The sequence below is a fragment of the Stenotrophomonas sp. INTA L402-1 genome (assembly GCF_059295135.1).
In genome coordinates, this window is record NZ_JCAFWP010000001.1 from 334,501 (window position 1) to 358,982 (window position 24,482).

Sequence of the window (24,482 nt, forward strand, 5' to 3'; positions counted from 1 at the left end):
TTCCGCATGTCGTTCCAGGACAAGGTGGCCATTGTCACCGGTGGTGGCCGCGATATCGGCCGCGCCGTTTCGATCAAACTGGCTGCCGCCGGTGCACGCGTCTGCATCAACTACGCCCATGATGAAGCCAGTGCCCAGGAAACGCTGGCACAGATCCAGGCGGCCGGTGGCCAGGCCATCGTGCATCGCGCCGACGTCACCGATGCCGCCGCCGTGGCCGGCCTGGTCGCTGCGGTACAGGCCGTGTTCGGCGAGCGTATCGACCTGCTGGTGAACGTGGCCGGTGGCATGGTGCAGCGTCGGCCGCTGGCCGACATCGACCCGGCGTTCTTCCACGCCGTGATGGACCTGAATCTGACCTCGACCTACCTGACCACGCACGCGGTGGTGCCGCACATGCGTGACGGCGCGGCCATCGTCAACTTCGCCTCGCAGGCAGGTCGTGATGGCGGCGGCCCGGGGGCATCGATCTACGCCACCGCCAAGGCGGCAGTGATGACCTTCACCCGTGCCATGGCCAAGGAGCTGGGGCCGAAGGGCATCCGCGTGAATGCACTGTGCTGCGGCATGATCGCCACCCGTTTCCATGATGAGTTCACCAAGCCGGAAGTACGCACGGCCGTTGCCGGCGCTACCCCGCTGCGCCGCCAAGGGGCACCGGACGAAGCCGCCGACGCTGCTGTATTCCTGGCCTCGGATGCGGCGGCGTTCATCACCGGTGCGAATCTGGACGTCAACGGCGGCACCTACTTCTCCTGACTGGAATCCTGACCATGCAGCGCTGGACCCTCCTGCTTTCATTGACGATCTGTTCCGCCGCGGCCGCGCCTGGCGCGTTGGCCGCACCGGTCTGGGTCACCGCGTGGACCGCCTCGCCGGCACCGGACCGCAAGGATGGCACCGCCGAGGCCCCCGTACAGTTCGCCGCGCAGACCGTGCGCCAGGACATGCGCATCGGCAGCCGTGGCGATGCGTTGCGGCTGCGCATCAGCAACGAACTCGGCACGGCGCCGTTACGGGTCGAGGACCTGCGCGCAGGAGTGAAAAACGGCACGTCCGCCCCTCTGCCGGTAACGGTGGATGGCCGCGCGGTCATCGAGGTGCCGGTGGGTGCCGCGCTGCTGAGCGACCCGGTACCGATGCCGGTGGCGGCGCTGCAGGAGATCAGCGTAACGGCCTACTTCCCGCAGCCTACCCATCCCGCCGTGCGCCGCACCGAAGTGCGGGTAGCGGACGGCAGGCAGACATCGGTTGCCGACAGCGTGCGGCTGAGCTACCAGCAGAACGTGTTCTCGGCCGTGATGGTGCAGCGCGCTGATCGTCCCCAGGTGATCGTGGCACTCGGCGATTCCATCACGGAAGGTGCCACCGCCCGTCGCGGTACCTTCAACCAGTGGCCGGAGCGATTGGCGCAGCGCCTGCAGCAAGCCTGCCCGAACCGGTTCGTGGTACTCAATCAGGGCATCAGCGGCAACAAGCTGCTTGACCATGGCCGCAGCCACAGCGCCCTGTCACGATTGGATCGCGATGTGATCGCGGTGGCCGATGCCGATCAGGTCATCCTGTTCGAGGGCATCAATGACATCCGCCACGGTGGTGGCACGCAGCCGCTGCCTGGACGCAGTGCGGCGGACATGCTGCTGGGCTATCAGCAGGTTGCAGCGCGACTGCATGCGCACGGCATCCGCGCCTGGCTGGGTACGTTGACCCCATTCGGTGGTTCCGAGCGCTACGAGCCCGTGTCCGCAGCGACCCGCACCTCGATCAACCAGTGGGCACGCGGTGGGAAGACCGGGTTCGATGGCATCATCGATTTCGATGCCGCGCTGCGTGACCCGAAGGCCGTGGAATCGTTGCCCAACGACATCACCCGCGACCACCTGCACCCCAATGACGAAGGCTACCGGCGCATGGCCGATGCCATCGATCTGCGCATGCTGGGCTGCACCCCCACCGAGTGAGAGAGAACCGATGAGCCGCGTCGTTTGTTTCGGTGAACTGCTGCTGCGCCTGGGCGCACCCGGTCGGGAACTGCTGCTGCAGACGCCGCAGCTGCAGGTCCACATGGGAGGCGCCGAGGCCAATGTGGCGGTCTCACTGGCCTGTTTCGGCCACGATGTGCAGATGGTCAGTACGGTGCCCGGCAACGCGCTGGGCCGGCATGCCGTGGCCGAGCTGCGGCGGCATGGTGTGGGCGTGGCAAGTGTGCGTGAAGTCGACCGAGACCGCATGGGCCTGTATTTCCTGGCCACCGGCGCGCTGCAGCGCGCCAGTGAAGTGGTGTATGACCGGGCAGGTTCGGCATTCGCCAACACTGCACTTGCCGACCATGACTGGCCAACGCTGTTGCGTGATGCGCAGTGGCTGCACCTTTCCGGCGTCAGTCCCGCGCTGGGCGCCAATGTGGCCGAATCCGTCTTGAGCGCTGCACGGGCCGCACGCAGGTCAGGCGTGCGTGTGTCCTTCGACGGCAACTACCGACCTTCGCTCTGGCAGCGTTGGGGCGGCAACGCCGCCGCCATCCTGCGGGAGCTGTTCGCAGAGGCGGATATCGTCTTTGCCGACCATCGCGATATCGAACTGGTGCTGGGACTGCGCTTCGCCGAGGACAGCCCCATCGCGCGGACCGAGGCGGCTGCAGCGGCCGCGTTCGCGGCGCTCCCGCACCTGCAGTGGCTGGCCTGCACCCAGCGCGACGTGGTGAGTGCAGACCATCACATCCTGGGCGCGCTGCTGTTGGGACGCGACGGTACCCGTGCGCAGGCCCCCTCGCGGCCATTGCCCGGTATCGTTGATCGCATTGGCGGCGGCGATGCGTTCGCGGCAGGCATCCTGCACGGGCTGGCGTCCGGGTTCGATGCAGAGAGCACCGTGCGCTTCGGTCTGGCGGCAGGTGCGCTGAAGCACTCCATTCCCGGAGACTTCAGTCCCGTGCGCGAGGCCGATGTCTGGGCGCTGCTGGAGAGTGACCAGTTCGACGTCCGGCGCTGATCTCGCTCCGCCCTACAGGCCGCTCAGCCTGGCCAGCGGCACACGTACGCCGACCATGTACATCAGCAGCGCCACGCCGAGCAATGCACCGGGTGTCAGCATCCAACGACGGAAGGCTCCTGCCCGCGATGGCGGCCTGGCAGCGCTGGGTGGCGGGATGCTCATGCGATCCTCTCCTGCGGAATTCAGCCCTGCACGAGGTCCTGCGCGCATCTACAGCGTCAGCAGCCACGCTTCCAGCGCCCGGGTGTCGCGCATGTCGCCCGTATAGCGATGATCGGGCACGTGCGGTTCATTCGAACCACGTACCCGCCCACGGAACACCTTCATCGGCACCGAGATCCTGGCCAGCCCGCTGGGCAACCGCTCCGGCCGCACGTCCATGTACAGACTGTCGGCCGAGGTCTCGAGGCCCACCTGCACCGCGCCCAGCCGCTTCCAGAGGTCCAATGCATCCAGGCAGGCCGAGCCACAGGAAGCATCGGCCACAACCAGGACCCTGCCCTTGCGCACAGGTCCGGCCTGGCTTGCGGCGGATGCTGGGTCTGTGCTGGCCTCGGATGGCTCGCGCCACAAAGCCTCACCCCGGCCGCGAGCCTGCGCCATGCCTGCCGTCACCGATTCCAGCATGCGACGCAGCTCGGGCGACGCGTCGGGCACCTGTTCCAGCGTCTGCAGGAAGCCGCGAAGCTGGGCGATGTTGCCCTCCGAGGTCCGCCACTCTACCCAGCTGCGGTCGGGCAGCGCGTCGACAGCGGCCCGGCCCCAGATCAATCGCGCCAGTTCGATGCTCCATTGCGAAGCACCGCCAGTGTTGCCACGCACGTCCAGCACCACCGTCGGTGCCTGCTGCAACCCTTCGGCTTGCGGTGCAAGCTGCTCAAGCAGCGCGGTCAGTTCCTTGAAGTTCTGCTCCGCAGGGTCGGCATTGAAGCTGCTGGTGGTGATCCAGTAACTGCCATCGGGCATCGCGTGCCAGCCGTTGGGGGGACGGAAGCTGCGCCGGGTATCGGCCAGGCGCTCCTTGCGCTGTGCTGCCTGCAGTGGCTGCCACCGCAGTGCATAGGATGTCTCACGTCCGCCCACCTGGAAAACGCAGGTACGCAATGCAGGCACGTAAGGATTGCCCTGTTCGAGCAGCACTTCACCGCCACCCTGGATGCGGCTGGCCTGCAGGTTCCAGCGCCCGTTGAAGTCACCCACCCGGCGTGCAGCCAGCGTCTGCGCATCGATGCCATCGCAGGCCAGCATTCGAGCCCCCAGCGGCGGATGGCCCGGACCACCATCCACGGTCATGACCACCTGTGCGTCGCCATCGAAGCCGGTCAGGAAGCCCGGCCACTGCGTTGGAAGATCGGGAGCATCGGCAAGCGCATTGAGGCTGACATGGCCATCATTGAACGCCGCCGCATAGCCCTTCATCGCCCACCAGTAGCCCGGGTAGCTGGCGACCCGTTCCGCGCGCGAGCGTGCAAGCGCCAGGGCATCGTCCAGCTGTGCGCCGAAACCAGGATTCCGCAGGTCCACGGCGCCCGGATGGCTGCCGCGCATGGCGGCGTCGGCAGCGTCCAGATCCTTCAACAGCGTATCCGACCAGTCGATCGGCGCGCCTTGCGCGGTAGGTGCCGCAAGCACTGCACCGAGCAACAGCCATGCAATGACCATGAATTCTTCCCGTCCCCGGAACAAACGCCAGTCTCGCAGTTCTACTGCCTGGCGTACCGCGCCCGCCGCAACGGGCGCGGCCTTCCATCAATGCAACGGCACCTTCAACACTGATGGCGCATTGGCCGGCGAACTGAAAGTCACCGTGCCACCCAGCTGGCTGATGCCCGCGTACCGCAGGTCCACGGTGTCCACCACCAGGGTCAGGCGGCTGCCGGCCGGAAGGTTCCAGCTGCTGGCTTCCAACCGCAGGTCGATGGTCTTCGCCTGCCCCGGCGTGGCACCACGCAGCGTATAGGGCTTGTGGCTGATCAGCTGGCCGTTGCCCAGCACATCCTCGGCGTACAGGTAGGCGTACAGCGTGGTGTTGGCGCGGCTGGGCGTGACGGTCAAGCGTACCTCCGGCGTTCCATCCAGGCGCTGCGCACTCCACTGGATCGGCCCCTGCCAGACACCTGCGGCGTTGCGGCCCACGAAGGGCACATAGGCACCCGGCGGCAGGTTGATCATCTGCAATGCACCGGAGGCCATCGCCACGCCGGAGTTGGCGGCGGTCAGCAGCCCGCTGCCGATCCGGTAACTCCAGCCGGTGCTGCTGCCGCTCGCGACGAGGCCGCCCGTGGGCAGCAGAAGTCCTTTGGGTGCGCTCAGCGCATAGCTGACAGCGCCGGCATTGGTCGCCTGCCAGTTCGGATAGGTACTCCAGCTGCCCTTCTGCGATTTCAGCTGTACTGCAGGCTGGCGGTCGATGCCATTGGCTTCACCCTTGAGGTAATGGTCGAACCAGTCGCCCACCGAATCGTAGACCTCGTTGGGAACACCCAGAGCGCCAAAGGCTTCGTTGAGCGCATGATCGCCGTGGCGCAACTGCAACTGCTTGGGGCCTTTCAACCGGGTGAAGAAATCGACCAGCTGGCCCGGCGGGAACAGGCTGTCGTTGAAGGCGTTGGCGAGGAACACCGCTGGTTGGTTGGCGTTGATCTCATCGATGCTGGCCCCGGGGCTGCGCTGCGCCGCCACCGGCAACAGCGAATCCACCGCGCCCTGGTAGTTGCCGACCAGTACATTGCGATTGATGGTCGTCAGTTCCGGTCCCGGGCGGCCGGTGGCCAGGCCGGCTGCCACCAGCAAGGCGATGCCCTGTGCGCTGGGGGTGTCGTTGCTGTACAGCGAGGCCTGCAGATCGGCCCAGCCACTCAGCGCCGCCACGGCCTTGATGCGTGGATCGCGCGCCGCCGCCAGCAGGCTGGTGCCTGCGCCGTAGGAAATGCCCGAAACGCCGATCCGGGCTGGATCGGCGCGGGTGTTGTCCAGCGCCCAATCAATCAGGGCGCTGACATCTTCGACCGTGGCTGGCCCTGCGATGTCGATGCTGCCGCCGGACTCCCAGAAACCCCGCGAACTGTAGCTGATCACCACATAGCCGCGCCGCGCCAGCGACTGCGCCACCCCCACATACTCCACGCTGGGTACCGCCCAGCTGCTGGGCATCACCAGCAGTGGATAGCGCCCGCTGCCCGCGTCCTGCGGCTCGATGACGAAGGCCCCGAGAGGCGTTCCATCCCAGCTGGGAATGGTCCGGTGGGTGGTCTTGACCGTGGCGGCCCAGGCGGTGGGCGCCAGTCCGGTCAGCAGGATCAACAGCAGCAATACCTTGCGCATCGTCGTCTGTCCCCGTCGGTGGTGGTGCAACGGGTTGGACCGTACCAGTGCGAATGGTGGGTGGCACCTTGCGACGCAACATGACGTTTGCTGCATTGCCGGCCTATGGGATCGATGCTATGAGAGCTGGGCCCCAAGGATGAATGGACGTCATGAGGTCACGCTTCCTGCTCTTCGCTGTACTGGCGCTATGTGCGCAACGAACCGTGATGGCCAACGAGCAGGCGTTCTCCGATGCGGCGGCCCGCGAGGTCTTCCGGCGCGCCGAACAGCTCTGCAACGAAGACCGGGGTCGATTGTGGGGTCAATCCCTGTGCGGGCCGATGATGCTGGTGGATCCAAAGAGCCGGCAGGTCATCGCCTCGCAGGCAGACGCACATGGTGCGCTGAAGGAGCGCGGCAATGTGTTCGCAGGCCAGCTTCCGTCTGATGCGATCGTCGCCAACACCGCCGTGGACTGGTCCGGCACACGCTGGACGCAGCTGCTCTGGCCATTGCCGCAGGACGCGTCCCGACGCAGTACGCTGCTGGCTCACGAAATGTTCCATCGCCTGCAGCCGGCGCTGCCCATCATCGCGCCGGCGGAAGGTGGAAACGAACACCTCGATACGCTTGAAGGACGCTACTGGCTGCAACTGGAATGGCGCGCGCTTGCGGACGCACTCGAATCCACCGATGCAGTATCGCAGCACACTGCGATGACGGACGCACTCGCATTCCGCGCCGAGCGCTACCGCCGGTTCCCTGCGGCCGCGCAGGAAGAAGCGGCGCTGGAATTGAACGAGGGCCTGGCCGAGTACACCGGCGTGTTCGTCGGCAATCCGACGCCGTCGACACGTATCCAGGCGGCACTGCATGACCTTCGCGCACACGTGGGTGATCGCAGCTTCGTCCGCTCTTTCGCCTATGCCACCGGCCCGGCCTATGGCCTGCTGCTGGACCAGGCGGCACCTGGCTGGCGCGGCGACCTCGCCCACCAGGCTCGCGATCTCGGCACGCGCCTGGCCGAAGTGACGCAGGCCCCATTGCAGCTGGACGCGACCGCGCTGGGAGCGGCTGCCGCGCGCTATGAAGGGCCGGAGCTGCACGAAGCCGAAACGCTGCGCGGGCAGCAGCGCCTTGCGCAGCTGGAACACAACCGTGCGCGCTTCGTGACAGGCCCGGTCGTGCGCCTGGATCTGCGCAACATGCACATCCAGTTCGATCCCAACGCCATGCAGCCGTTGCCAGGCCAAGGCATGGTGTATCCAGCAATGCGGCTGTCCGACATCTGGGGCAGCCTGGATGTCACCGACGGTGCGTTGCTGCAGAGCGACTGGAAGGTGGTATTCGTGCAGGCCCCGGCAAGTGCTGAACTGCCACTGGAGGGGCCGGGATGGTCGCTGAGCCTGAAGCCGGGATGGTCGCTGGTGCCGGGAATACGCAAGGGTGATTACGTGTTGAAGACGAACCCCTGACCACCGCTGCAGGCAGCGCGATGTCCTAGCACGCCTGCGTTTCATCCACACGCCGCATGATCTGACACATCTCCAGTGCTTGCGCGCTGTCACAGCTTCGTCGTTTCGCGATTGACCGAAAGACGACAGCTTGTGACGCTTACGACACCGCACGGCCTCCGCGGCCCTGTCATCGCGGTCACGTCCCACGCATTCCGCACTACCCGACTCCGCAGTGTCCTCACATGACCTCGCTCCGGCCCGGTCGTAGCGGACGGCTGCGCCCTGAACTTCTGCTGGAGAATCGCTATGCGACTTGCAGGTTTCCTCTTCGCGTTCGTCCTCAGTGCCTTCGCCGGTGCCGCACAGGCCCAGGTCGTCACCCTCAACAAGGGCGGCTTCGTGCTCACCTACGACTGCAACATCCACAGCGCCACCCGCTACGAGTACACGCTCACCGCCGACACCGGCTCCGCCGCGCGCCCGTCCAGCTTCTACAAAGACCCGGACCTGCCGGCCGGCTGCCTCGGCCAGAACAGCACCACGTCGTATGCCAGCATCCGCAGCGGCTATGACCGCGGCCATCTGGTGACCTCCAACCACATGGACTACAACGCGACCTACATCCGTCGCGCCAACTACATGACCAACATCGTTCCGCAGGTTTCCAGCTTCAACCAGGGCGTCTGGGTGAAGGCCGAAAACGTGGCCGAGTGCTACCGCGACATCGCGCCGGTGGATGTCTACGGCGGCGTGGTCTACGGCGACGCGTCCAACGATTACTTCCTTGCCAGTCACGGCATTCCGACCCCGGAGTTCTTCTGGAAGACGATCATCACCCGTGATCCGAACACCGGCACCGCCAAGGCGATCAGCTGGATCATCCCGAATGAAGCGAATCTGGGCAGCCTGGACAGCTACCTGGTGACCATCGCCGACCTGGAGGAGCTGCTGGGCGCCAGCTATGTGGCGATCAACGCGCCCGCTTCGCTGAAGAACATGCTGCCGGCCACCACCTGGCCGCAGCCGGCGGGCTGTGATCTGGGCTGATCGGCCTGCCGGGAATGGGTGGCACCCGCTCCGGGTGCCACGCAAGGATGGCTATGGGAAAATGGCGGGCAATTGCACCACCGCATTGCCCCTTGGAGCTGTAGATGTCCCGTTTCCCCTTCGATGCCGTGCTGTTCGACTGCGATGGCGTACTCGTTGATTCCGAGCCGCTGGTCGCCCGCGTGCTTTCGGAAATGCTGACCGAGCGCGGCTGGCCGCTGACCCCGGCGCAGGCCGGCGAGGTGTTCCTTGGCCAGTCCGTGGCCCATCTGGCCGGCCTGATCGAAGAACGCACCGGCAAGCCGTTCACCGAGGAATGGCTGGAAGAGTTCCGCCAGCAGCGCAACCGCGCGTTGGAACGTGACCTGGTTGCGATCCAGGGTGCGCCCGAGGCGGTGCGTGCGATCGCGGTGCTCACCGGCGGCCGGATTGCCTGCGCGTCCGGCGCCGATCTGCACAAGGTGAAGCTGCAGCTGGGCAAGGTCGGCATCCTTGATGCCTTCGGTGCCCATGTGTTCAGCGGCCAGGACATGCCGCACACCAAGCCGCATCCGGATGTCTATCTGGCCGCCGCCGCTGCGCTGGGCGTGGACCCGAAGCGTTGCGCGGTGATCGAGGACACCGTGACCGGTGCCACGGCCGGCGTGGCTGCCGGAGCTACCGTATTCGGTTTCAGTGAGGGTGGCCCGCACCACAGTACGCCGGAGGCCCTGCGTGCAGCGGGTGCACAGGTGATCTTCCAGCGCATGGAAGACCTGCCCGCCCTGCTTGCCGCCCATGCGGTCGACGCGGTCGCCTGATCTGTTCTCAGCCCGCAGCGCCCAACGAGGCGCTGCGGCGCTTGCCTGCGTAATGCAGGGCAAACAGATACAGCCCGGTGAACAGCTGCAGGAACAAGGGTGGCAGCGGCGCATAGGTTATCCATGCCGGTGGCTCGCCCTGCCCCATCGGGCGCGCCACGAAGTTGGCGATCACCGCCAGGGTGAACACGATCGAGGTCCAACGGTGCACGGGCCGTGCCCAGCCACCGCGGCTCATTGCCGGCGCCTCGTCTCGGAGCGGGCTTCGATCATCTTCCAGCCATTGCCTGATGGATCGCGGAATCCGGCGTCCATGGCGCCATAGCGCTCGATCGGCTCCTGGGTGAATTCCACGCCCAGCGCCAGCCATTGCGTGTAGCACGCCTGGCAGTCATCCACGGCCAGCACCAGCGGCGGCATTGCGCCCTTGGCCACCAGCTGCTGCAGCGAAAGCGCGGTGGCCGCATCGTGGATGGGCGGGCCAGGCACGAACAGGCCCAGCTGGAAACCGTCCTGGCCCGGGCTGCGTACCGTCAGCCAGCGGTAGCTGCCGTTGCGTACATCGGTATGCACTTCGAAGCCGAGCTTGCCGACATAGAACGCGAGCGCCTCATCCTGGTCGCGCACATACAGGCCGACCGTGTTCACAGTGTTCGTCATGGGACCTCCCTCAGGTGGGGTCCACGTTAGCAACCGCCACGCGGCGACGCTTCTCCAAAACTGCGATCTTAAGGTCCGGTCGCTGTGCGGCACGTGCGTGGCATTCCGGCACGCTGGCCGACGCCGCCTGGCCTGCACGCTCACGCTCACGCATATTGCCCGGGCTGTCACCGGTGATGTCACGGAAGATGCGGCCAAAGGTGCCCAGGCTGCTCCACCCGGTCTGCACGGCGATTTCGGTGACCGGCAGGTCGGTGTCACGCAACATCGCCACGGCCCGTTCGATGCGCCGGCTGAGAAGATACCGGTGCGGCGGCAGCCCGAATGCCTGCTTGAATGAGCGGGCGAAGTGCGCCGGCGACACCGCACTGACCTCGGCCAGGCGTGTGACTGGCCATTCCTCATGGCTGGCCCGGTCCATCCGGTCCCTGGCACGCAGCAGGCGTCGCAGCAGTTCGGGGCTCTGGTTCACGGCGTCACCGCTTGGGCCAGATGATGGCGTGCTGCGTGCCGGGCCTCGGCGGCCTGTTCGACCAACCAGTCACGGAATGCGATGACCTTGGCGCTCCCACTCCGCGCCGAGGGCGCCACGAACCAGAAGCTGCGACCGTCGCTGGCGACACCCGGATGCGCCTGCACCAGGCGCCCGCTCTCCAGCTCGGCCTGGAACAGGATCGGCGAACCGATGGCGATGCCCTGCCCTGCGATCGCGGCACCGACATCCAGATGCTCGACGGCGAAGGGCGTGACCAGACTCCCTGGTGCCGGCGGTGGAAGGTGCCCGTGCGCGGCGAACCACAGGGCCCACCAGTCCGGCCGACCGAGCAGGGGAATCTCCAGCGCGGTGCTGCCCAGCCCACGGGCCGCCGGCAGCAGCGCCGGCGCACACAACGGCATGAAAACGCTGGGGAACAGGGGCGTGGCCTGCAGCCCAGGCCACTCGCCATGCCCGTTGCGGATGGCGGCATCGAAGTGGCCGGCGGCAAGATCCTGCGGCTCTGCCGACAGATCCAGTTCCAGCAGGAGCTGCCGATGGCGGGCGCGGAACGTACCCAGCCGCGGCGTCAACCAACTGGTGCCCAGCGTTGGCAGTACGGACAGGCGCAGTCGCGCCGCATCCATGCCAGCGGCGCGCATGAAGCTGGCGCGTAGTGCGTCGAATGCCCGGGTGGCTTCCTGCGCGACGCTGGCACCCACCACCGTCAGTTCCACGTGCTGTGCGTGGCGCAGGAACAGGCAGGTACCGGTCTGGGTCTCCAGCCGCCGCACGTGATAGCTCACCGATGCCGCAGTGGTGTCGAGCTCCTCGGCGGCACGCGCGAAGCTGCCCAGCCGCGCCGCCGCCTCGAAGGCGCGGATGGCGGCAAGCGATGGCAGCTGGCGTTGGGTGACCATAAGTGTGGCTTAGCCTGAGCCCCGATATCTGCGTGGTCAATCCCCTTCGTACCCGCAACGATGGAGGCACCTTCGTTAGGGGATCACGCATATGGATCGACGGCAGTTTCTGGTCACCCTGGCCGCCACGGCCGCGTCCGCCGCCCTGCCCTCCGGGTGGGCCCTGGCCAGTCACAGCGAAGACTGGAAGTGGTTGCAGGGCAACTGGCAGGTCCGGCACCAACGCCTGAATGAGCGGCTGGTGGGCGATACCCGCTGGGAGTCCTTCACCGGCGCCAGCGCGGTCTGGCTCACCCTGGGCGGGCTCGGCACCATCGATGACAACGTCATGGCACTGCCTTCGGGTCCCTACAGGGGCCTGGGCGTGCGTGCCTTTGATCCGGTGTCTTCCACGTGGTCGATCTGGTGGATCGATGGCCGCAATCCTGCCCATATCGAAGCCCCCGTGCGCGGCGGTTTCAAGGGCGATGCCGGCAGCTTCCGCGGCACCGACCGGATCGACGGACGCCCCATCGACGTGTGGTTCCGGTGGCACGCCATCCATGGCGAGGAGCCGTGGTGGGAACAGGCATTCTCCGACGACGCCGGTGCGCACTGGGAGGTGAACTGGCGCAACTGGTTCCGCCGCACGGCTGCGGCCCCCTCTCCGCTTCCGAAGCTGCCGGATGCACCGGGCGATTTTGATTTCCTGGTGGGCCATTGGAACGTGCGCCATCGTCGCCTGCGCGCCCGGCTGGCAGGCAGCGATGCGTGGGACGCGTTCAACGGCACCCTGCACAACTGGCCGGTACTGGGAGGATTCGGCAACGTAGGTGACAATCTGATGGACGTGCCAGGAGCGCCGCTGCGCGGCATGGGCATCCGCGCCTGGAATGCGGCTGAGCGGCACTGGCTGAGCTGGTGGCTGGATGGCCGGGAACCTAACCGGATCGGCGCGCCGCTGCGCGGTGGTTTCGATGCCGGTGTCGGTCGCTTCTTCGGCGAAGACCAGCACGACGGACGAGCGATCCAGACGCGGGTGATCTGGTCACGCATTACCCCGCGTTCGGCGCGCTGGGAACAGGCGGCCTCGACCGATGGTGGACGCAGCTGGGAAACCAACTGGGTCAGCGACTTCGAGCGACAGGCATGAAGGCGCTGCTGGCCGTGATGCTGCTGGTGTCTGCATCGCCTGGCGCGTCTCCATCCAGGGTGCTGCAGATCGTCGGCCCGGCCGAGCGCTTTGCTCCGGGCATTGCATCCACGCAGTACGACGAGATTCGACTGACCTTGAGCCCGGACGGAAAGACCGCACTGTGGTTCAGCCGCAACCGGCCCGGCGGTCCGGGCGGGTATGACATATGGGTTTCGCACCACGACGGGCAGCACTGGCGGCCGGCGAAGCCGGTCTCGTTCAACATGCCGGGACGTGACTTCGATCCCGCCTTTTCCGCCGATGGCCGCGTGGTGTATTTCTGTTCGGATCGAGCAGGCGGCCAGGGCGGAGACGATCTGTATCGGGTCAGCGTGGGGAGCGACGGCCGATTCGGGGAGCCGGTCAATCTTGGCCCCGCCGTGAACAGCGCGGCCGATGAGTTTGCGCCGATGCTCTCACCAGACGCAGCCACGCTGCTGTTCTCCAGCGATCGCGCAGGCGGTGCGGGTGGCCATGACCTCTACGTCGCAGCGATGGTCCGTGGTGAGGCGCAGCCCGCGCGGCCGCTGCCCGGAGACCTCAATACCTCGGCGCAGGAGTTCGATGCCACCTTCCTCGGGGATGCCCGTACTGTGGTCTTTGCCCGCGCCCTGGACTTCGGCAGCGGACCGGTGCGCCAGTTCATTGCCTACGAGCGTGGAGGCCGTTATGACGCGGGCCATGCATTGCCCTCGCCGTTGAACGAAACCTCCGGCGACAGCTACGGCGCGATGCTGGATGGCTCGCACCCCGGCATGTTGACCTATTCGGCGCGGCGTGCGGACGGTGCAGGGTTGGACCTGTACCGCATCCGCTACTGGATGAAGCGCCCTTGAAGGCGGATGTTGTCGATTCCCGGCGCCCCGGTTCGTCGAGAGGATGAATACCCCAGGAGAAAATGCAGATGCCCTCCCATCAGTCCCTTGCCTGCGTCTGCGGCCAGGTCCGCCTGACCGCCACGGGCCAACCCATTGCCACCGTCGAATGCTGCTGCGACAGCTGCCGCAAGGCCGGCGCCATGCTGCAGTCGCTGCACCGAGCACCCGAAGTACTGGGCCCGCATGGCCAGACGCTTTTCGTAATGCACCGCAAGGATCGCGTCAGCATCGATGCCGGACATTCCATGCTGCGTGCGTTGCGCTTGTCCAGCAGGGGCGGCAGCCGCCGCGTCCTGGCGGGCTGCTGCAATACGCCGCTGTTCCTGGAGTTCAGTGGCGGCCATTGGCTGAGCCTGTATTGCCTGTTGTGGCCCGCATCGGAAAGACCCGTCGTGGAGATGCGGACGATGGTCAGTGATCTTCCTGATGCGTCTGTCCTTCCGGACGATGTGCCCAACCTGGAGACCCGGTCGCTGCGGTTCCATGCACGGTTGATGAAGGCGTGGATCGCCATGGGCTTCCGCAGCCCTCGCATCGAAGTCGCGGGAGATAGTCATGTCTGAGCCCGAGCGGATCGAGATCGAGAGCATCACCACGCCCGGGCACATCCAGCGCGTGGATCGTGCCAAGTATCTCGCCATGCGCCATGCCTTGCTGCAGGCCCTGCCTGCGCAACCGCCAGGGTTGACCGTTGCGCAGGCCAAGCAGGCGCTGCTGCCGCACCTGCCGGCCGCCCTGTTCCCGGCAGGCGCCACCGCCGGCTGGTGGTTGAAGGCCGTGCAGCTGGACCTGGAAGCGAAGGGCGTGGTCGAGCGCGTCACGGGCAAGCCGTTGCGCCTGTTCAAGCACCTGGCGGCCGGATGATCAGCGCTGCGCAGGCAGCTCCAGCCGGTGCTTGCGGCACAGGCGATACACCGTCACCCGCGAGATCTGCATCTGCCGCGCGCACTCGGAAACGTTGTAGCCGGTCTGGCGCAGGGTCTGCAGCAGCACATCGCGCTCGGCCTGGCCCCGCGCATCGTGCAGCATCGCCCCAGGCAGGACCGCCACCGATGCGCCCAGCTCCAGGTCACGCTCGCTTATCAGCTCGCCTTCGGCCATGATCGCTGCACGCTGCACACGGTTCAGCAGTTCGCGTACGTTGCCGGGCCATTCGAAACGCCGCATGGCCTGCAGTGCGGCCGGCGCAAAGCCGCGTGCACGCACGCTGTGCCGCTGCCGGAAACAACGCAGGAAGTGTTCGGCCAGCAGCTGCACATCGGCACCTCGCTCACGCAATGGTGGCATGAGCAGGCGCAGCACGTTCAGACGGTAATAGAGATCGCTGCGGAACCGGCCCTGCGCCACCGCGTGTTCCAGTTCCACGTGGGTGGCAGCCAGCACTCTCACATCCGCCCGCAACGGCTGGCTGCTGCCGACACGCTCGAAGGTGCCCTCCTGCAGTACGCGCAACAGGCTGGTCTGCGCCTCCGACGGCAGGTCACCGACTTCGTCCAGAAACACCGTGCCGCCGTGCGCGGATTCGAACACGCCGATCTGCCGCTTGTCGGCACCGGTGAACGAGCCACGTTCGTGGCCGAACAGCTCCGACTGCACCAGGTTGGCCGGAATCGCACCACAGTTCACCGCAATGAAAGGCCTGCCAGCACGCCCCGACAACGCATGCAGCGCATGTGCGGCCAGTTCCTTGCCTGTACCGGTTTCGCCGGTGACCAGCACCGGCAGCTCCACCGGCGCGAACTTGTGCAGCACCGTGCGCACCGCATGCAGCGCAGCGCTTTCGCCAATCAATGCGTGCGGTCCCTGCCCGCTGCAGGTTGCGTCGACAGGCGGATCATCTGCGTCGAACTGCTGGCGCATTGCGCAGACCAGATCCTGCAGGCCGAACGGCAGCGTGAAGCGGGCGCAGCATCGCTGCAGCAACGGCAGCCAGGCCGCTGAAGCAGGTCCGGCACCCGGTGGCAGTACCGCCAGCCAGGGTAGATGCTGGTGCTGCTCGATCCACGGTACCAGCAGCTGCAGCGCGACCGCATCGAGGTGGCGCAGATCGAGCACGGCGAGCAAGCGATCGCGCCCGCGCAGGCCAATCGCCATGGCGGGATCGGGACGGATGCTGCGCACATACCAGCCCGCTGCCGCCAGCGCACTGCGCTCGTTCGCCAACGGCTCGCCAAACCAGAGCACGCAACGTGACGTTGAAGCCTCCGGGACCGCTGCCATGCTTCCCCCAGCATCCGGACACCGTCGGCGGACTGTCAGGCAATCACCGGCGTGCCGCCCCCCGCCGGGACCTCTACGGCCACCGGGGCGGCCTTTGTTGGGCGGATCCTAGCGCTTCCCTAAACGGCGGCGCAATGAGCAGTGCGTCAAGAAATTCCTGGCTGAAGCGGCACCGTTGCAGACCGCGACGCCACCTGTAACACGGATGCGACAGTCGCCCGCCGCCCTTGCCCTGCAGTGCCTGGGGCTTCGAAATCCCAACAATTCCACGACGTGCCTGTAACAGCGTGGCAGCAGCCCGGTCAGGTGCGGCACGGTGCCGACATTGGCCGGTGGGCACTTCGAAGTTGGCACGGTTGATGCGTGGTTCCGCCGCACCCATCGCGGGAGATCGGCATGGACGGCTCCACCCTGATTCGCGGCCTGGCCGCAGCACTGGCAGTGGCCCTGCTGTCGGTTGGCGCGGGCGCATCCGCATCCGGCGCCCGCCAAGGCGTGAAGGCACAACCGGGCGAGATCGTCCTGCTGCGGGATGTATCCGCGCGCCCGGCATATCGCATGGCACCGCCGGGCATGGCGCTGATTGCCGACCCGAAGCCGCAGCGCGAGATCGCCACCGCATTGGGTGCCGGCGGCACAACAACCGGCATGGACGAGTTGAGCGATGAGGACTATGCCGGCATGGGCGCCGGCCAGGCCGCGTCCATCGCGGCGCCGGGTGGCACCACCGTTGAACGGGTCACCCAGCAGGCCCTGGGCGGCACGCTGGGCCGCAGTGGCGACGGCATGGTCGGCAGCAATCTGGGGGGAGCCATGAGTGGGCCGCTCGGTGCGGTCGGCAGCAGCACCCGCGGTATCGCCGATACCGTGCGCGGCGCACTGGCCCAGTTCCCGCTGCAGGGCACGGCCCCGGCAGGTGGAAAATGAAGGCGCTGCACGGGTTGCTTCTGCTGCTCGCTGCCGCGCCCTGCGCGACCCGGGCCGATGACTACAGCGGCATGCTCGCCTATCTCGACGTGGCCCGCATCGACGGCCACGCACTTGCCGGAACGAATGGCGCCATCGCCGTGAACCAGGCCGCCGGCGACCTCAACGTGCAGGCCAACCTACGGGGTATCGCCAAGGGTGATCGCGCCGACGTCGCGATCAATGCGCGGCAACTGCAGCAGGGCAACCGCGTGCTGTCCGGGCCGCTGCAGGCCACTGCATTCATTGGCGGTGACGCACTGGCCGGTGCCAGTGGCATCGCATCCATCAACCAGGCCAGCGGCATCGCCAACACGACGCTCAACGTCGTCAGCGCGACGCTGGCCCGACAGGGCATACGCGAAACCGACGATACGGCCTTGGCCGCCGAGGGTTCCGCGTTGGCAGGGGGGCGGGACGACACCGGTCACGGCGTCGCGACGGGCACCCGCAGCGCAGGTGTAGCCAGCACCGCACTGCGGGGATTCGACGGGGTCCTGCAACTCAATCAGATCGCGGGCAACGGCAACGACACGGCCAACGTATTGGGCCTGGTCGTGCAGGACCGCCCGTGACAACCACCCAACCGATGCACCACCTGATGAGAGAGAGGGCACCATGAAAGCGACCGTCAAACAGACCATGCTCGCCATGGCGATTGCCACTGCCTCGACCGCCGCTGCGGCCAATGGCTGGGACAACCAGAACGCCAACGCGAACATCAATCACAACCACACCGTCAGCGAAACCCGCAACGACACCCACAACCACACCGACAACGACGTGCGCAACCGCACCGTCAATGTCAATGTGCAGAAACACAGCAACATCCAGGCCGACGAACGCAAGGAAAAGAACAACCACGGCGTCGACGTGAACCTGGAGAAGGACCTGCGGCTGAGCACCGACATCAATTTCTCCGGCGACCCGAACATCACCGGCGACATCGACCTCGACTCGGCGGCCATTGCCGTGATCGACAACCGCCAGTCGATCAGCAACAACGTCACCAGCAACAGCCTGGTCACCAACAGTGCTTCCATCGGTGACAGCGTGGGTGCCGGCGCCTCGGGCAATCTCGGCTTCAACGTGGTGTCCGGAGACAACAACGCGCAGGACAATGCCGCGTCGCTGTCCGCTGCCGACGCGTCCTTCAGCTTCGGCATGGCCGACGCCGAGGTGTTCGTCAACCAGGCCGGCTTCGGCAACGTCACCATGAACTCCGGCGTCACCAACGCCGCAGGTCTCGGCGGCAACGCCTTCGGTGGTGCTTCGGGCAACATCGGCGTGAACATCGCCTCGGGCAACAACAACGAGCAGAAGAACGCGCTCGCGGCCTCGGTAGCGACCACCGCGGTGGCGCAGTCGAGCATCAGCTCCAACCAGGTCTCCACCGGCAACACGGTCAGCAACGCCGGCTTCGTGCAGTCCTACACGGATACCGTGCAGGTCGGCATGCGTGGCGGCGTCAGCGGCCTGACCCTGGCCTATGGCGCGGGCACCTACCGCGGCACCGGCAACGCCTATCAGATGGCCAACTACTATCTGGATACATGGAATGGCGAGCTGCCACATCCGGGTGGCAACAGCACCGGCCACATCGACCTGGACAACGAGATCCAGAACGCCACGATGAACCCCAACCGGCCGGGAGTGGGCGGCCTGGGCTTCGATACGCGTGAGAGTGGCACCAGCCAGTTCGTCGAACTGGGCGTGGCCGATCTGTACGCCAGCCTCAGCGGCACGGTCAGCACCACGCGCTGGGTGAACGTCAACGCCACCAACACCTCGGCGTTGTCCGGCAGTGCCTTCTCCGGCGCCTCCGGCAACATCGGCGTGAACGTTGCTGCGGGCACCGGCAACCTGCAGGCCAACAGCCTGGCCCTGGCCGTCGCCCAGCCCAGCACCGGCGGCGGTGGCGGCAGCGGCGAGTAAGCGCAACACCCCGGCCGTCCGCCAATGGCCGGGTTCCCGGGAGCCCCTGTTCCTCCTCCCCCTTGGGACAGGGGCTCCCCCCTGCTGCCGGAGAACGTGATGATCCGTTGCCGCCTCTCGATGCGCCTGCTGGCGATGCTGTTGCTGCTGGGTACCGCCTCCGCGTGGGCGGGCGAGGTGCGCTTCAGCGGCGTATTGCCCAATGGCGCGTTGCTGCAGCAGAAGGTGGAGAGCATGCAGGAGCGGCGCTACCGCAACGTGGTGCGGCAGCACACCGATTACAGCTGCGGGGCCGCCGCGCTGGCCACCATCCTGCGCCACGCCTACCACCTTGATACCGACGAGGCGACGGTGATCGAGGGAATGATGGGGGTCTCCGATCCCGCTCTGGTAGCCGAGCGCGGCTTCTCGCTGCTCGACATCAAGCGCTACGTGGAATCGCTGGGCATGCGCGGTCGGGGCTACCGCATCGATGAAACACGACTGCGCACCCTTCGCGTGCCAGGGCTGGTGTTGATGGACGTGCGCGGTTTCCGCCATTTCGTGGTGCTCAAGCAGGTGCGCAACGGCATCGTGGAAGTGGCCGACCCGATCCTGGGCAACCGCAGCCTGGCCCTTCCGGAGTTCCTGGCCACCTGGCCATCGCGCGCGGTCTTCGTGGTGATCGGCAGCGACTTCGATCGCAACACCGCTCTTCTGCAACCCAGCGAACGGCCAAGCGCCCGCGCGCTCTACGCGCGGCAAGGGCCGATCACCGATGCCGAACTGGTCGACTTCGGCTTCAGCCACGCCGACCTGTTCTGAAGGAGGTTCGACCATGTTCCGCCAATCGATGATGATGGCTCTGCTGCTGGCCTTCCCTTCCCTGCCTCTGCAGGCGGCAGAGGGTGCTCCCGGTCGCGGCCTGAAGGAAATTCCGGACCCGGAACTGAGCCTGATGCGGGGGCGCTACACCGTGGGTGGCAACAACGTTGCCTGGTTCGGGGTCACCATGGTGTCGCAGTGGCAGGCCGGCAACGGCGCGACGCTGCAGGGCAGCCTCACCCTGGGCATGGACTTCCGTGGTGGTGGCGCGCCGAAGCTGAGTTTCCAGCCCAGCGTGCATGTCACGGCAGCCGATGCGCCGCTGCCCGATACCCACGGACGCAGCATCGACAGCAGCGGCCTGGCCAACGCCAGCGGCCTGGTGCAGAGCGTGCAGGTGGCCGGTGATGGCAATGTCGCGCGCAACGTCACCACGCTGACCGTCCGCGAGGGTGGCGTGCCAGCCGTTCTCTCTGATGGCGCAGGCAACGTCACCGCGCAGCAGGCCGGCGCCAGCGCGACCGCCGTGCTGGAAGGCAACCAGGCACGCCTGCTGCTGCAGGTGGATGGCCAGGGGCTGGTGCAGCAGTGGATCCGCAATGGCAGCGTCGGCCAGGGTATCGCCCTCGCCGGTGACGGCCAGATCGCCAGTAACCAGCTGCGGCTGGAGCTGGTGCGCAACGCCGTGGGCAGCAACCTGCCGTTGAGCCAGAACGTGGCCCAGGCGATTGCGTTGAACCGCGGCATGGGGCCAGGCCAGTAACAGGGCCTGGCATTGGGGGAAACGCTCCACAACGCAGGACACCAACATGCACACCCTGATGAGGATCACCCCGTTGGCGCTGGCGGCGCTGGCGGGCACCGCCCTTGCCGCACCGCCGACGTCTGACGATGGCGCTGACGTGCAGGCCCTGGCCAACCAGCTGGAGCAGCTGAAGGCCAACTACGCACAGGAAGTGCGGCGGTTGCGCGAACTGGACATGCAGGTCCAGGCCATGCAGGCGCGCTTGAGCGGGCGGGTTGGCCCAGTCACAGCCCCACCGGCCGCGCCATTGGCGCAGGCGGCCGCCGCCGCGGTCCCTCCGAGCAGCGAGGGCTACGCCAGTACCGCCGCCGAGGCGCAACAGGCCAAGCAGGAGTCGCGGCGCAGCGTGGACGACGTGAAGCAACAGCAATCGGCCCTGTTCTCCCGCCGCTTCACCATCGAGAACAGCCTCACCTACGCCCGCTACGACCGCAAGCAGCTCACCCTCAACGGCTTCCTCGCGCTGGACGCCATTTTCCTCGGCAATATCGCCATCGAGAACGTGGAGTCCGACTCGCTGACCTACAACGTGGCGGCCCGCTGGGGTGTCAGCCCGAACCTGACGCTCAACCTGGACGTGCCCTACCTGGCCCGGCGCACCGTATACCAGAAGGGCGGCGCCGGCGGAGCAGCGGCCGCCATTGCACAGGAAGAGACCAACGGCAACGGCCTGGGTGATATCGGGCTCAGTGCGAACTACCGGTTGTTCGGCGAACGCGGCTGGCGCCCTGAGACCGTGCTTACCGCCGGCGTCACCGCCCCCACCGGGCGCGCACCCTACGGCCTGGACTGGAAGGTGATCGAGCGCGATGACGACGACTACATCCGCTTCGCCGTGCCGCGCGAGCAACCCACTGGCAATGGCGTATGGCAGGCCAACCTGGGCCTGTCGATGGTGAAGACCGCCGACCCGGCCATCCTGTTTGCCAACATCGGCTACGTGCACTCCATCCCGCGCGGGTTCAACGACATCGACAGTAATCCGGACACGGTGAACCCGGGCGATGTGAAGCTGGGCGGCTCGGTGTACTTCGGCGCAGGCGTGGCCTTCGCATTCAACGAGCGGACCAGCCTGAGCCTGTCCTTCAGTGACCGCATCAGCGCACGCGCTTCCACCCGCTTCCAGGGCGGCAAGTGGATGAAGGTGATCGGCAGTGATGCCAATGCGGCATCACTCAACCTGGGCGTGACCTATGCGCTGAACCAGCACACCACGCTGGTGACGCTGCTGGGCATCGGGTTGACCCCGGATGCGCCGGACTTCACGTTGGCGTTCAAGATTCCGTACATGTTGTAGCCAGCTGGAGTCCTATTGCACGTGCGGCAGGCAGATCTGCGCAGAAGTGACAACTCCACATCCACATTCTGGCTGGGTTCCAGCGAGTGGAATGTACTTGTGGCCATGAACGTTGCCGCATCGGCCACAGCTATGTCTTGCATCCGTGCGAGTTACGAACCAGCCGTTGTTCAGCGCATCGGCGATGGTTTGGTCATGGGGCACGCTCGGGTAGGCATTCTCATATGTCGAGAGGACCATGCGACCTGGGCCCCACACATTTGGTGTCGCTCCGAACTGGATATAACCGCCGTGGTGTGGAGCGACTACAGCAGTTACATCAACGAAAACCCCTGGGGCGAATGAGCCGTAGTCGGCATCACCACACAGCACGGCGGCGGAATGTGCAGAATCAACCCTGAGTGCCAGCGACGTGTTGTTTTTCATGTATCGCTGTGTGGCCGGCGCGCCAACTGAAGGAGTGCACTGCCAGATGGAAAGGTCGCCCGATTGAATGGATGCGCATGCTTCCGGCCAGACGAGCAGAATGCCGAGGCTGTGCAGCTCCAGCAGGAAGTGAATATGGCTGCCTCCGTAGAGAATTCCAAGCGGAAGCCTTACAACCCATACGCGTTCAAGAGCCGCTTGGCGATAGATTGGAGTCGTCTTCCAGTATCCTGCTGCCGGATCCCAAACAGCAGCTCCGGACTGAACAGCGAACAGCCAATGATCCTGGTCCAAATGGGAAAGGATGATTGGTTGCGGATATGTATCACTGGGAGCGAATACCAGCGGGTCGAATGCTGGAAGCATCGGTCTTGTATATGCGTTGAATCCGAGTGGACGACCGATGTCAAAAAACAGGTGCGGGTGCTCCAGCTCATCGACTAGTGCACTGAAGCTTGCCTGCCCCACGTCGTAAATCGCAACACCATGAATTGACTCTGCGTCGATCCGATCAAGCAGTTCTTCGATGGTGCCAGGTGCTGCTTCTTTTCCAGCAAGAAACGTTCCGATCTTTCCGGTGATGGAAACGTCGTGCGAGGACATGTTCTGGATCGTCAGGAATAAGGTCAGATCTTGCCCTTCAGCGTTCGGACCGAGGACAGCCGTGGACATCGGAATCGCATCTTCGGTCGGCGTGCCAGTGAGCGTGATGAGATGCCATGCCGCATCACTTTGCCACTGCACCGGGATACTACCGGCAGGCACGCTACCCAACAGAAAGTCAATGGATCTCGGCATCCCTTCCACCCCCGCCAGAGCTTCAGCAGTTGGCACTGGAATCGCGTCGACAAGAACCTGCGCCTCCGGGTTCCACCGCCCATCCTCAAGCACTTCTGTGGGTTCGAACAACGCGTAGTACTGGATGCGGCGCTCTGCGGAATTACTGTTCGACATCATGTCTCCACTCCTTGGCTAGACCCGACACAGCGTCGGCTGGGACGTCATTGCCCCTCCACCGATTAGGCCCGGAGTCGGCGGCGGAATCAACGACCGGACTATTACAGAGGTTCCACGGTGCCCATTCACCCACCGGCACCACAGCCGCCCCCGGCCACTGCTATATTCAGTCCAGCTCGGCAGGCATGGTGCCTGCCCTCGAATCACAGGGAGTTGGTCATGGGTCTGGTACAGGCGGTGAAGGGTGCGGTTGGCGGTGTGCTGGCCGACCAGTGGAAGGACTTCTACACCGTGCCGGCGGGCCTGCCGTCCACGGCGGCCCTGTTCGCGGCGGTGCCGCAGGGCACCAATGCCGGCCGCGGTTCCAACACCAGCGGCTCGTCCAACATCATCACCAACGGCTCGAAGATCATCGTGCCGGAGGGCTATGGCCTGCTGCTGTTCCAGGACGGCGCGATCACCGCGTTCGTCGCCGAACCGGGCGGCTACGAGTGGCGCTCTGACGATCTGAACTCGCAGTCGATCTTCGCCGGTGACGGCCTGGTCAGCACCTTCATCAAGCAGAGCTGGGAGCGCTTCAAGTTCGGCGGCCAGCCGGGTTCGCAGCAGGCCGCGTACTTCGTCTCGCTGAAGGAGCTGCCGGACAACCGCTTCGGCACCCAGTCGGAAATCTACTGGGACGACGGCTTCCTAAATACCCAGGTCGGCGCGGTCACCCGCGGCTCCTACACGCTGAAGATCGTCGACCCGATCCTGTTCGTGAAGAACTTCGTACCGGCCAGCTACCTGCAGCCGGGCCAGGTGTTCGACTTCACCGATCTGGACAACGCCGCGGCCAGCCAGCTGTTCAATGAAGTGGTCGGTTCGCTGGCGCCGGCCTTCAGCCTGTATACCAATGACCCGGGCAAGGGCAACCGCATCACCAAGCTGCAGCAGGACTCGCTGGGCTTCGCGCAGAGCCTGTCGGCTGCGGTCGAACAGGGTTACCAGTGGAAGTCCGACCGTGGCCTGGCCATCGTCAAGACCGCCATCGTCTCGATTGAATACGACGCCAATACCCGCGAACTGCTGAAGACCGTGCAGCGCGCCGATGCGTTGTCCGGTTCGCGCGGCAATTCCAACCTGCAGGCCAGTGTCGCCCAGGGCATCCAGTCGGCCGGCGAGAGCGGCGGCGCGGCTGGCCTGGTCGGTGTCGGCATGGCCTCGGGCATGTTCGGTGTGGGTGGCATGCAGCAGCCGGTCACTCCGGCCGCGGATGACCCGGTCGCCAAGCTGAAGAAGGCCAAGGAAATGCTGGACCTGGGCCTGATTACCCAGGGCGACTATGACGCCCTGAAAGCCAAGGCACTGGGCCTGTAACA

At 66.0% G+C, this 24,482-nt stretch carries 26 protein-coding genes; 17 read left to right on the forward strand and 9 right to left on the reverse strand.

Annotated features, from left to right (window positions below; genetic code table 11):
* Window positions 1-6: 6 nt before the first annotated feature.
* The 3 genes from AC5O77_RS01490 to AC5O77_RS01500 are packed head-to-tail and all read left to right on the forward strand — an operon-like array spanning window position 7 to window position 2,991.
* The gene (locus tag AC5O77_RS01490) at window positions 7-759 is read left to right on the forward strand and encodes an SDR family NAD(P)-dependent oxidoreductase (RefSeq protein WP_478057399.1); all 753 of its coding nucleotides are present in this window, start codon (window positions 7-9) and stop codon (window positions 757-759) included.
* A gap of 14 nt (window positions 760-773) precedes the next feature.
* Window positions 774-1,961: a GDSL-type esterase/lipase family protein gene (locus AC5O77_RS01495; RefSeq protein WP_494506365.1), complete on the forward strand. Its 1,188-nt coding sequence runs from the start codon at window positions 774-776 to the stop codon at window positions 1,959-1,961.
* 10 nt (window positions 1,962-1,971) lie between these two features.
* Window positions 1,972-2,991 (forward strand): sugar kinase, encoded by a 1,020-nt coding sequence (locus tag AC5O77_RS01500; protein ID WP_478057401.1) that lies wholly within the window; start codon window positions 1,972-1,974, stop codon window positions 2,989-2,991.
* A 12-nt stretch (window positions 2,992-3,003) separates the two neighbouring features.
* Here AC5O77_RS01500 and AC5O77_RS01505 read toward each other — a convergent pair whose 3' ends face one another.
* The 3 genes from AC5O77_RS01505 to AC5O77_RS01515 form a co-directional block, all read right to left on the reverse strand.
* Entirely contained in the window at window positions 3,004-3,156 is a 153-nt protein-coding gene (locus AC5O77_RS01505; RefSeq protein WP_478057402.1) for a hypothetical protein, read from the reverse strand.
* Between the two features lie 48 nt (window positions 3,157-3,204).
* A complete protein-coding gene (locus AC5O77_RS01510) occupies window positions 3,205-4,656 on the reverse strand; it encodes a S41 family peptidase (protein ID WP_478057403.1) in 1,452 nt (483 codons plus the stop codon).
* A gap of 87 nt (window positions 4,657-4,743) precedes the next feature.
* Window positions 4,744-6,318 carry a S15 peptidase family protein gene (locus AC5O77_RS01515; protein ID WP_049461085.1) on the reverse strand — a complete coding sequence of 525 codons (1,575 nt, stop codon included), beginning with the start codon at window positions 6,316-6,318 and terminating at the stop codon, window positions 4,744-4,746.
* A gap of 152 nt (window positions 6,319-6,470) precedes the next feature.
* Between AC5O77_RS01515 and AC5O77_RS01520 the strand changes: the two genes are divergently transcribed.
* The 3 genes from AC5O77_RS01520 to AC5O77_RS01530 all read left to right on the forward strand — a co-directional run bounded on the left by AC5O77_RS01520 (window position 6,471) and on the right by AC5O77_RS01530 (window position 9,604).
* On the forward strand, window positions 6,471-7,775 hold the full coding sequence (locus AC5O77_RS01520; RefSeq protein ID WP_478057404.1) for a hypothetical protein: 1,305 nt from the start codon (window positions 6,471-6,473) through the stop codon (window positions 7,773-7,775).
* A gap of 288 nt (window positions 7,776-8,063) precedes the next feature.
* Window positions 8,064-8,804, forward strand: coding sequence for a DNA/RNA non-specific endonuclease (locus AC5O77_RS01525; RefSeq protein WP_478057405.1), 741 nt, complete (start codon window positions 8,064-8,066; stop codon window positions 8,802-8,804).
* Between the two features lie 104 nt (window positions 8,805-8,908).
* Window positions 8,909-9,604 carry an HAD family hydrolase gene (locus tag AC5O77_RS01530; protein ID WP_049401501.1) on the forward strand — a complete coding sequence of 232 codons (696 nt, stop codon included), beginning with the start codon at window positions 8,909-8,911 and terminating at the stop codon, window positions 9,602-9,604.
* A 7-nt stretch (window positions 9,605-9,611) separates the two neighbouring features.
* Here AC5O77_RS01530 and AC5O77_RS01535 read toward each other — a convergent pair whose 3' ends face one another.
* Genes AC5O77_RS01535 through AC5O77_RS01550 form a run of 4 tightly spaced genes read right to left on the reverse strand, consistent with a single transcriptional unit; the run spans window position 9,612 to window position 11,659 of the window.
* Window positions 9,612-9,842, reverse strand: a complete 231-nt coding sequence (locus AC5O77_RS01535; RefSeq protein WP_478057406.1) for a hypothetical protein — start codon at window positions 9,840-9,842, stop codon at window positions 9,612-9,614.
* A complete protein-coding gene (locus tag AC5O77_RS01540; RefSeq protein ID WP_478057407.1) occupies window positions 9,839-10,264 on the reverse strand; it encodes a VOC family protein in 426 nt (141 codons plus the stop codon). The genes AC5O77_RS01535 and AC5O77_RS01540 overlap by 4 nt, the downstream gene beginning before the upstream one ends.
* A 10-nt stretch (window positions 10,265-10,274) precedes the next feature.
* Window positions 10,275-10,736, reverse strand: coding sequence for a helix-turn-helix domain-containing protein (locus tag AC5O77_RS01545; protein ID WP_478057408.1), 462 nt, complete (start codon window positions 10,734-10,736; stop codon window positions 10,275-10,277).
* The gene (locus AC5O77_RS01550) at window positions 10,733-11,659 is read right to left on the reverse strand and encodes a LysR substrate-binding domain-containing protein (protein ID WP_478057409.1); all 927 of its coding nucleotides are present in this window, start codon (window positions 11,657-11,659) and stop codon (window positions 10,733-10,735) included. The genes AC5O77_RS01545 and AC5O77_RS01550 overlap by 4 nt, the downstream gene beginning before the upstream one ends.
* Window positions 11,660-11,750: 91 nt before the next feature.
* Between AC5O77_RS01550 and AC5O77_RS01555 the strand changes: the two genes are divergently transcribed.
* The 4 genes from AC5O77_RS01555 (at window position 11,751) to AC5O77_RS01570 (ending at window position 14,575) form a co-directional block, all read left to right on the forward strand.
* Window positions 11,751-12,791: a hypothetical protein gene (locus AC5O77_RS01555; RefSeq protein WP_494506366.1), complete on the forward strand. Its 1,041-nt coding sequence runs from the start codon at window positions 11,751-11,753 to the stop codon at window positions 12,789-12,791.
* The gene (locus AC5O77_RS01560; protein WP_478057411.1) at window positions 12,788-13,669 is read left to right on the forward strand and encodes a TolB family protein; all 882 of its coding nucleotides are present in this window, start codon (window positions 12,788-12,790) and stop codon (window positions 13,667-13,669) included. Before AC5O77_RS01555 ends, AC5O77_RS01560 begins: the two co-directional genes overlap by 4 nt.
* 62 nt (window positions 13,670-13,731) lie before the next feature.
* Window positions 13,732-14,274 carry a GFA family protein gene (locus AC5O77_RS01565; RefSeq protein WP_478057412.1) on the forward strand — a complete coding sequence of 181 codons (543 nt, stop codon included), beginning with the start codon at window positions 13,732-13,734 and terminating at the stop codon, window positions 14,272-14,274.
* Complete coding sequence (locus AC5O77_RS01570; protein ID WP_478057413.1) at window positions 14,267-14,575, forward strand: DUF6958 family protein; 309 nt, start codon at window positions 14,267-14,269, stop codon at window positions 14,573-14,575. Before AC5O77_RS01565 ends, AC5O77_RS01570 begins: the two co-directional genes overlap by 8 nt.
* Here AC5O77_RS01570 and AC5O77_RS01575 read toward each other — a convergent pair whose 3' ends face one another.
* Complete coding sequence (locus tag AC5O77_RS01575; protein WP_049401492.1) at window positions 14,576-15,931, reverse strand: sigma-54 interaction domain-containing protein; 1,356 nt, start codon at window positions 15,929-15,931, stop codon at window positions 14,576-14,578.
* Between the two features lie 396 nt (window positions 15,932-16,327).
* Between AC5O77_RS01575 and AC5O77_RS01580 the strand changes: the two genes are divergently transcribed.
* The 6 genes from AC5O77_RS01580 (at window position 16,328) to AC5O77_RS01605 (ending at window position 21,738) form a co-directional block, all read left to right on the forward strand.
* Complete coding sequence (locus AC5O77_RS01580; RefSeq protein ID WP_164079503.1) at window positions 16,328-16,858, forward strand: FapA family amyloid fibril periplasmic chaperone; 531 nt, start codon at window positions 16,328-16,330, stop codon at window positions 16,856-16,858.
* A complete protein-coding gene (locus AC5O77_RS01585; protein WP_478057414.1) occupies window positions 16,855-17,472 on the forward strand; it encodes a FapB/FapC family functional amyloid domain-containing protein in 618 nt (205 codons plus the stop codon). Before AC5O77_RS01580 ends, AC5O77_RS01585 begins: the two co-directional genes overlap by 4 nt.
* A 43-nt stretch (window positions 17,473-17,515) precedes the next feature.
* A complete protein-coding gene (locus tag AC5O77_RS01590) occupies window positions 17,516-18,832 on the forward strand; it encodes a FapB/FapC family functional amyloid domain-containing protein (protein ID WP_494506367.1) in 1,317 nt (438 codons plus the stop codon).
* Between the two features lie 99 nt (window positions 18,833-18,931).
* A complete protein-coding gene (locus AC5O77_RS01595; protein WP_478057416.1) occupies window positions 18,932-19,636 on the forward strand; it encodes a C39 family peptidase in 705 nt (234 codons plus the stop codon).
* 13 nt (window positions 19,637-19,649) lie between these two features.
* Entirely contained in the window at window positions 19,650-20,399 is a 750-nt protein-coding gene (locus AC5O77_RS01600; protein ID WP_478057417.1) for a hypothetical protein, read from the forward strand.
* Between the two features lie 46 nt (window positions 20,400-20,445).
* Window positions 20,446-21,738 carry a transporter gene (locus tag AC5O77_RS01605; protein WP_032127219.1) on the forward strand — a complete coding sequence of 431 codons (1,293 nt, stop codon included), beginning with the start codon at window positions 20,446-20,448 and terminating at the stop codon, window positions 21,736-21,738.
* Window positions 21,739-21,750: 12 nt separating this feature from the next.
* Here the strand turns inward: AC5O77_RS01605 and AC5O77_RS01610 are convergent, their stop codons facing one another.
* Window positions 21,751-23,121, reverse strand: a complete 1,371-nt coding sequence (locus AC5O77_RS01610) for a ComEC/Rec2 family competence protein (RefSeq protein WP_478057418.1) — start codon at window positions 23,119-23,121, stop codon at window positions 21,751-21,753.
* 219 nt (window positions 23,122-23,340) lie between these two features.
* Between AC5O77_RS01610 and AC5O77_RS01615 the strand changes: the two genes are divergently transcribed.
* Entirely contained in the window at window positions 23,341-24,480 is a 1,140-nt protein-coding gene (locus AC5O77_RS01615; RefSeq protein WP_478057419.1) for an SPFH domain-containing protein, read from the forward strand.
* Window positions 24,481-24,482: the final 2 nt, after the last annotated feature.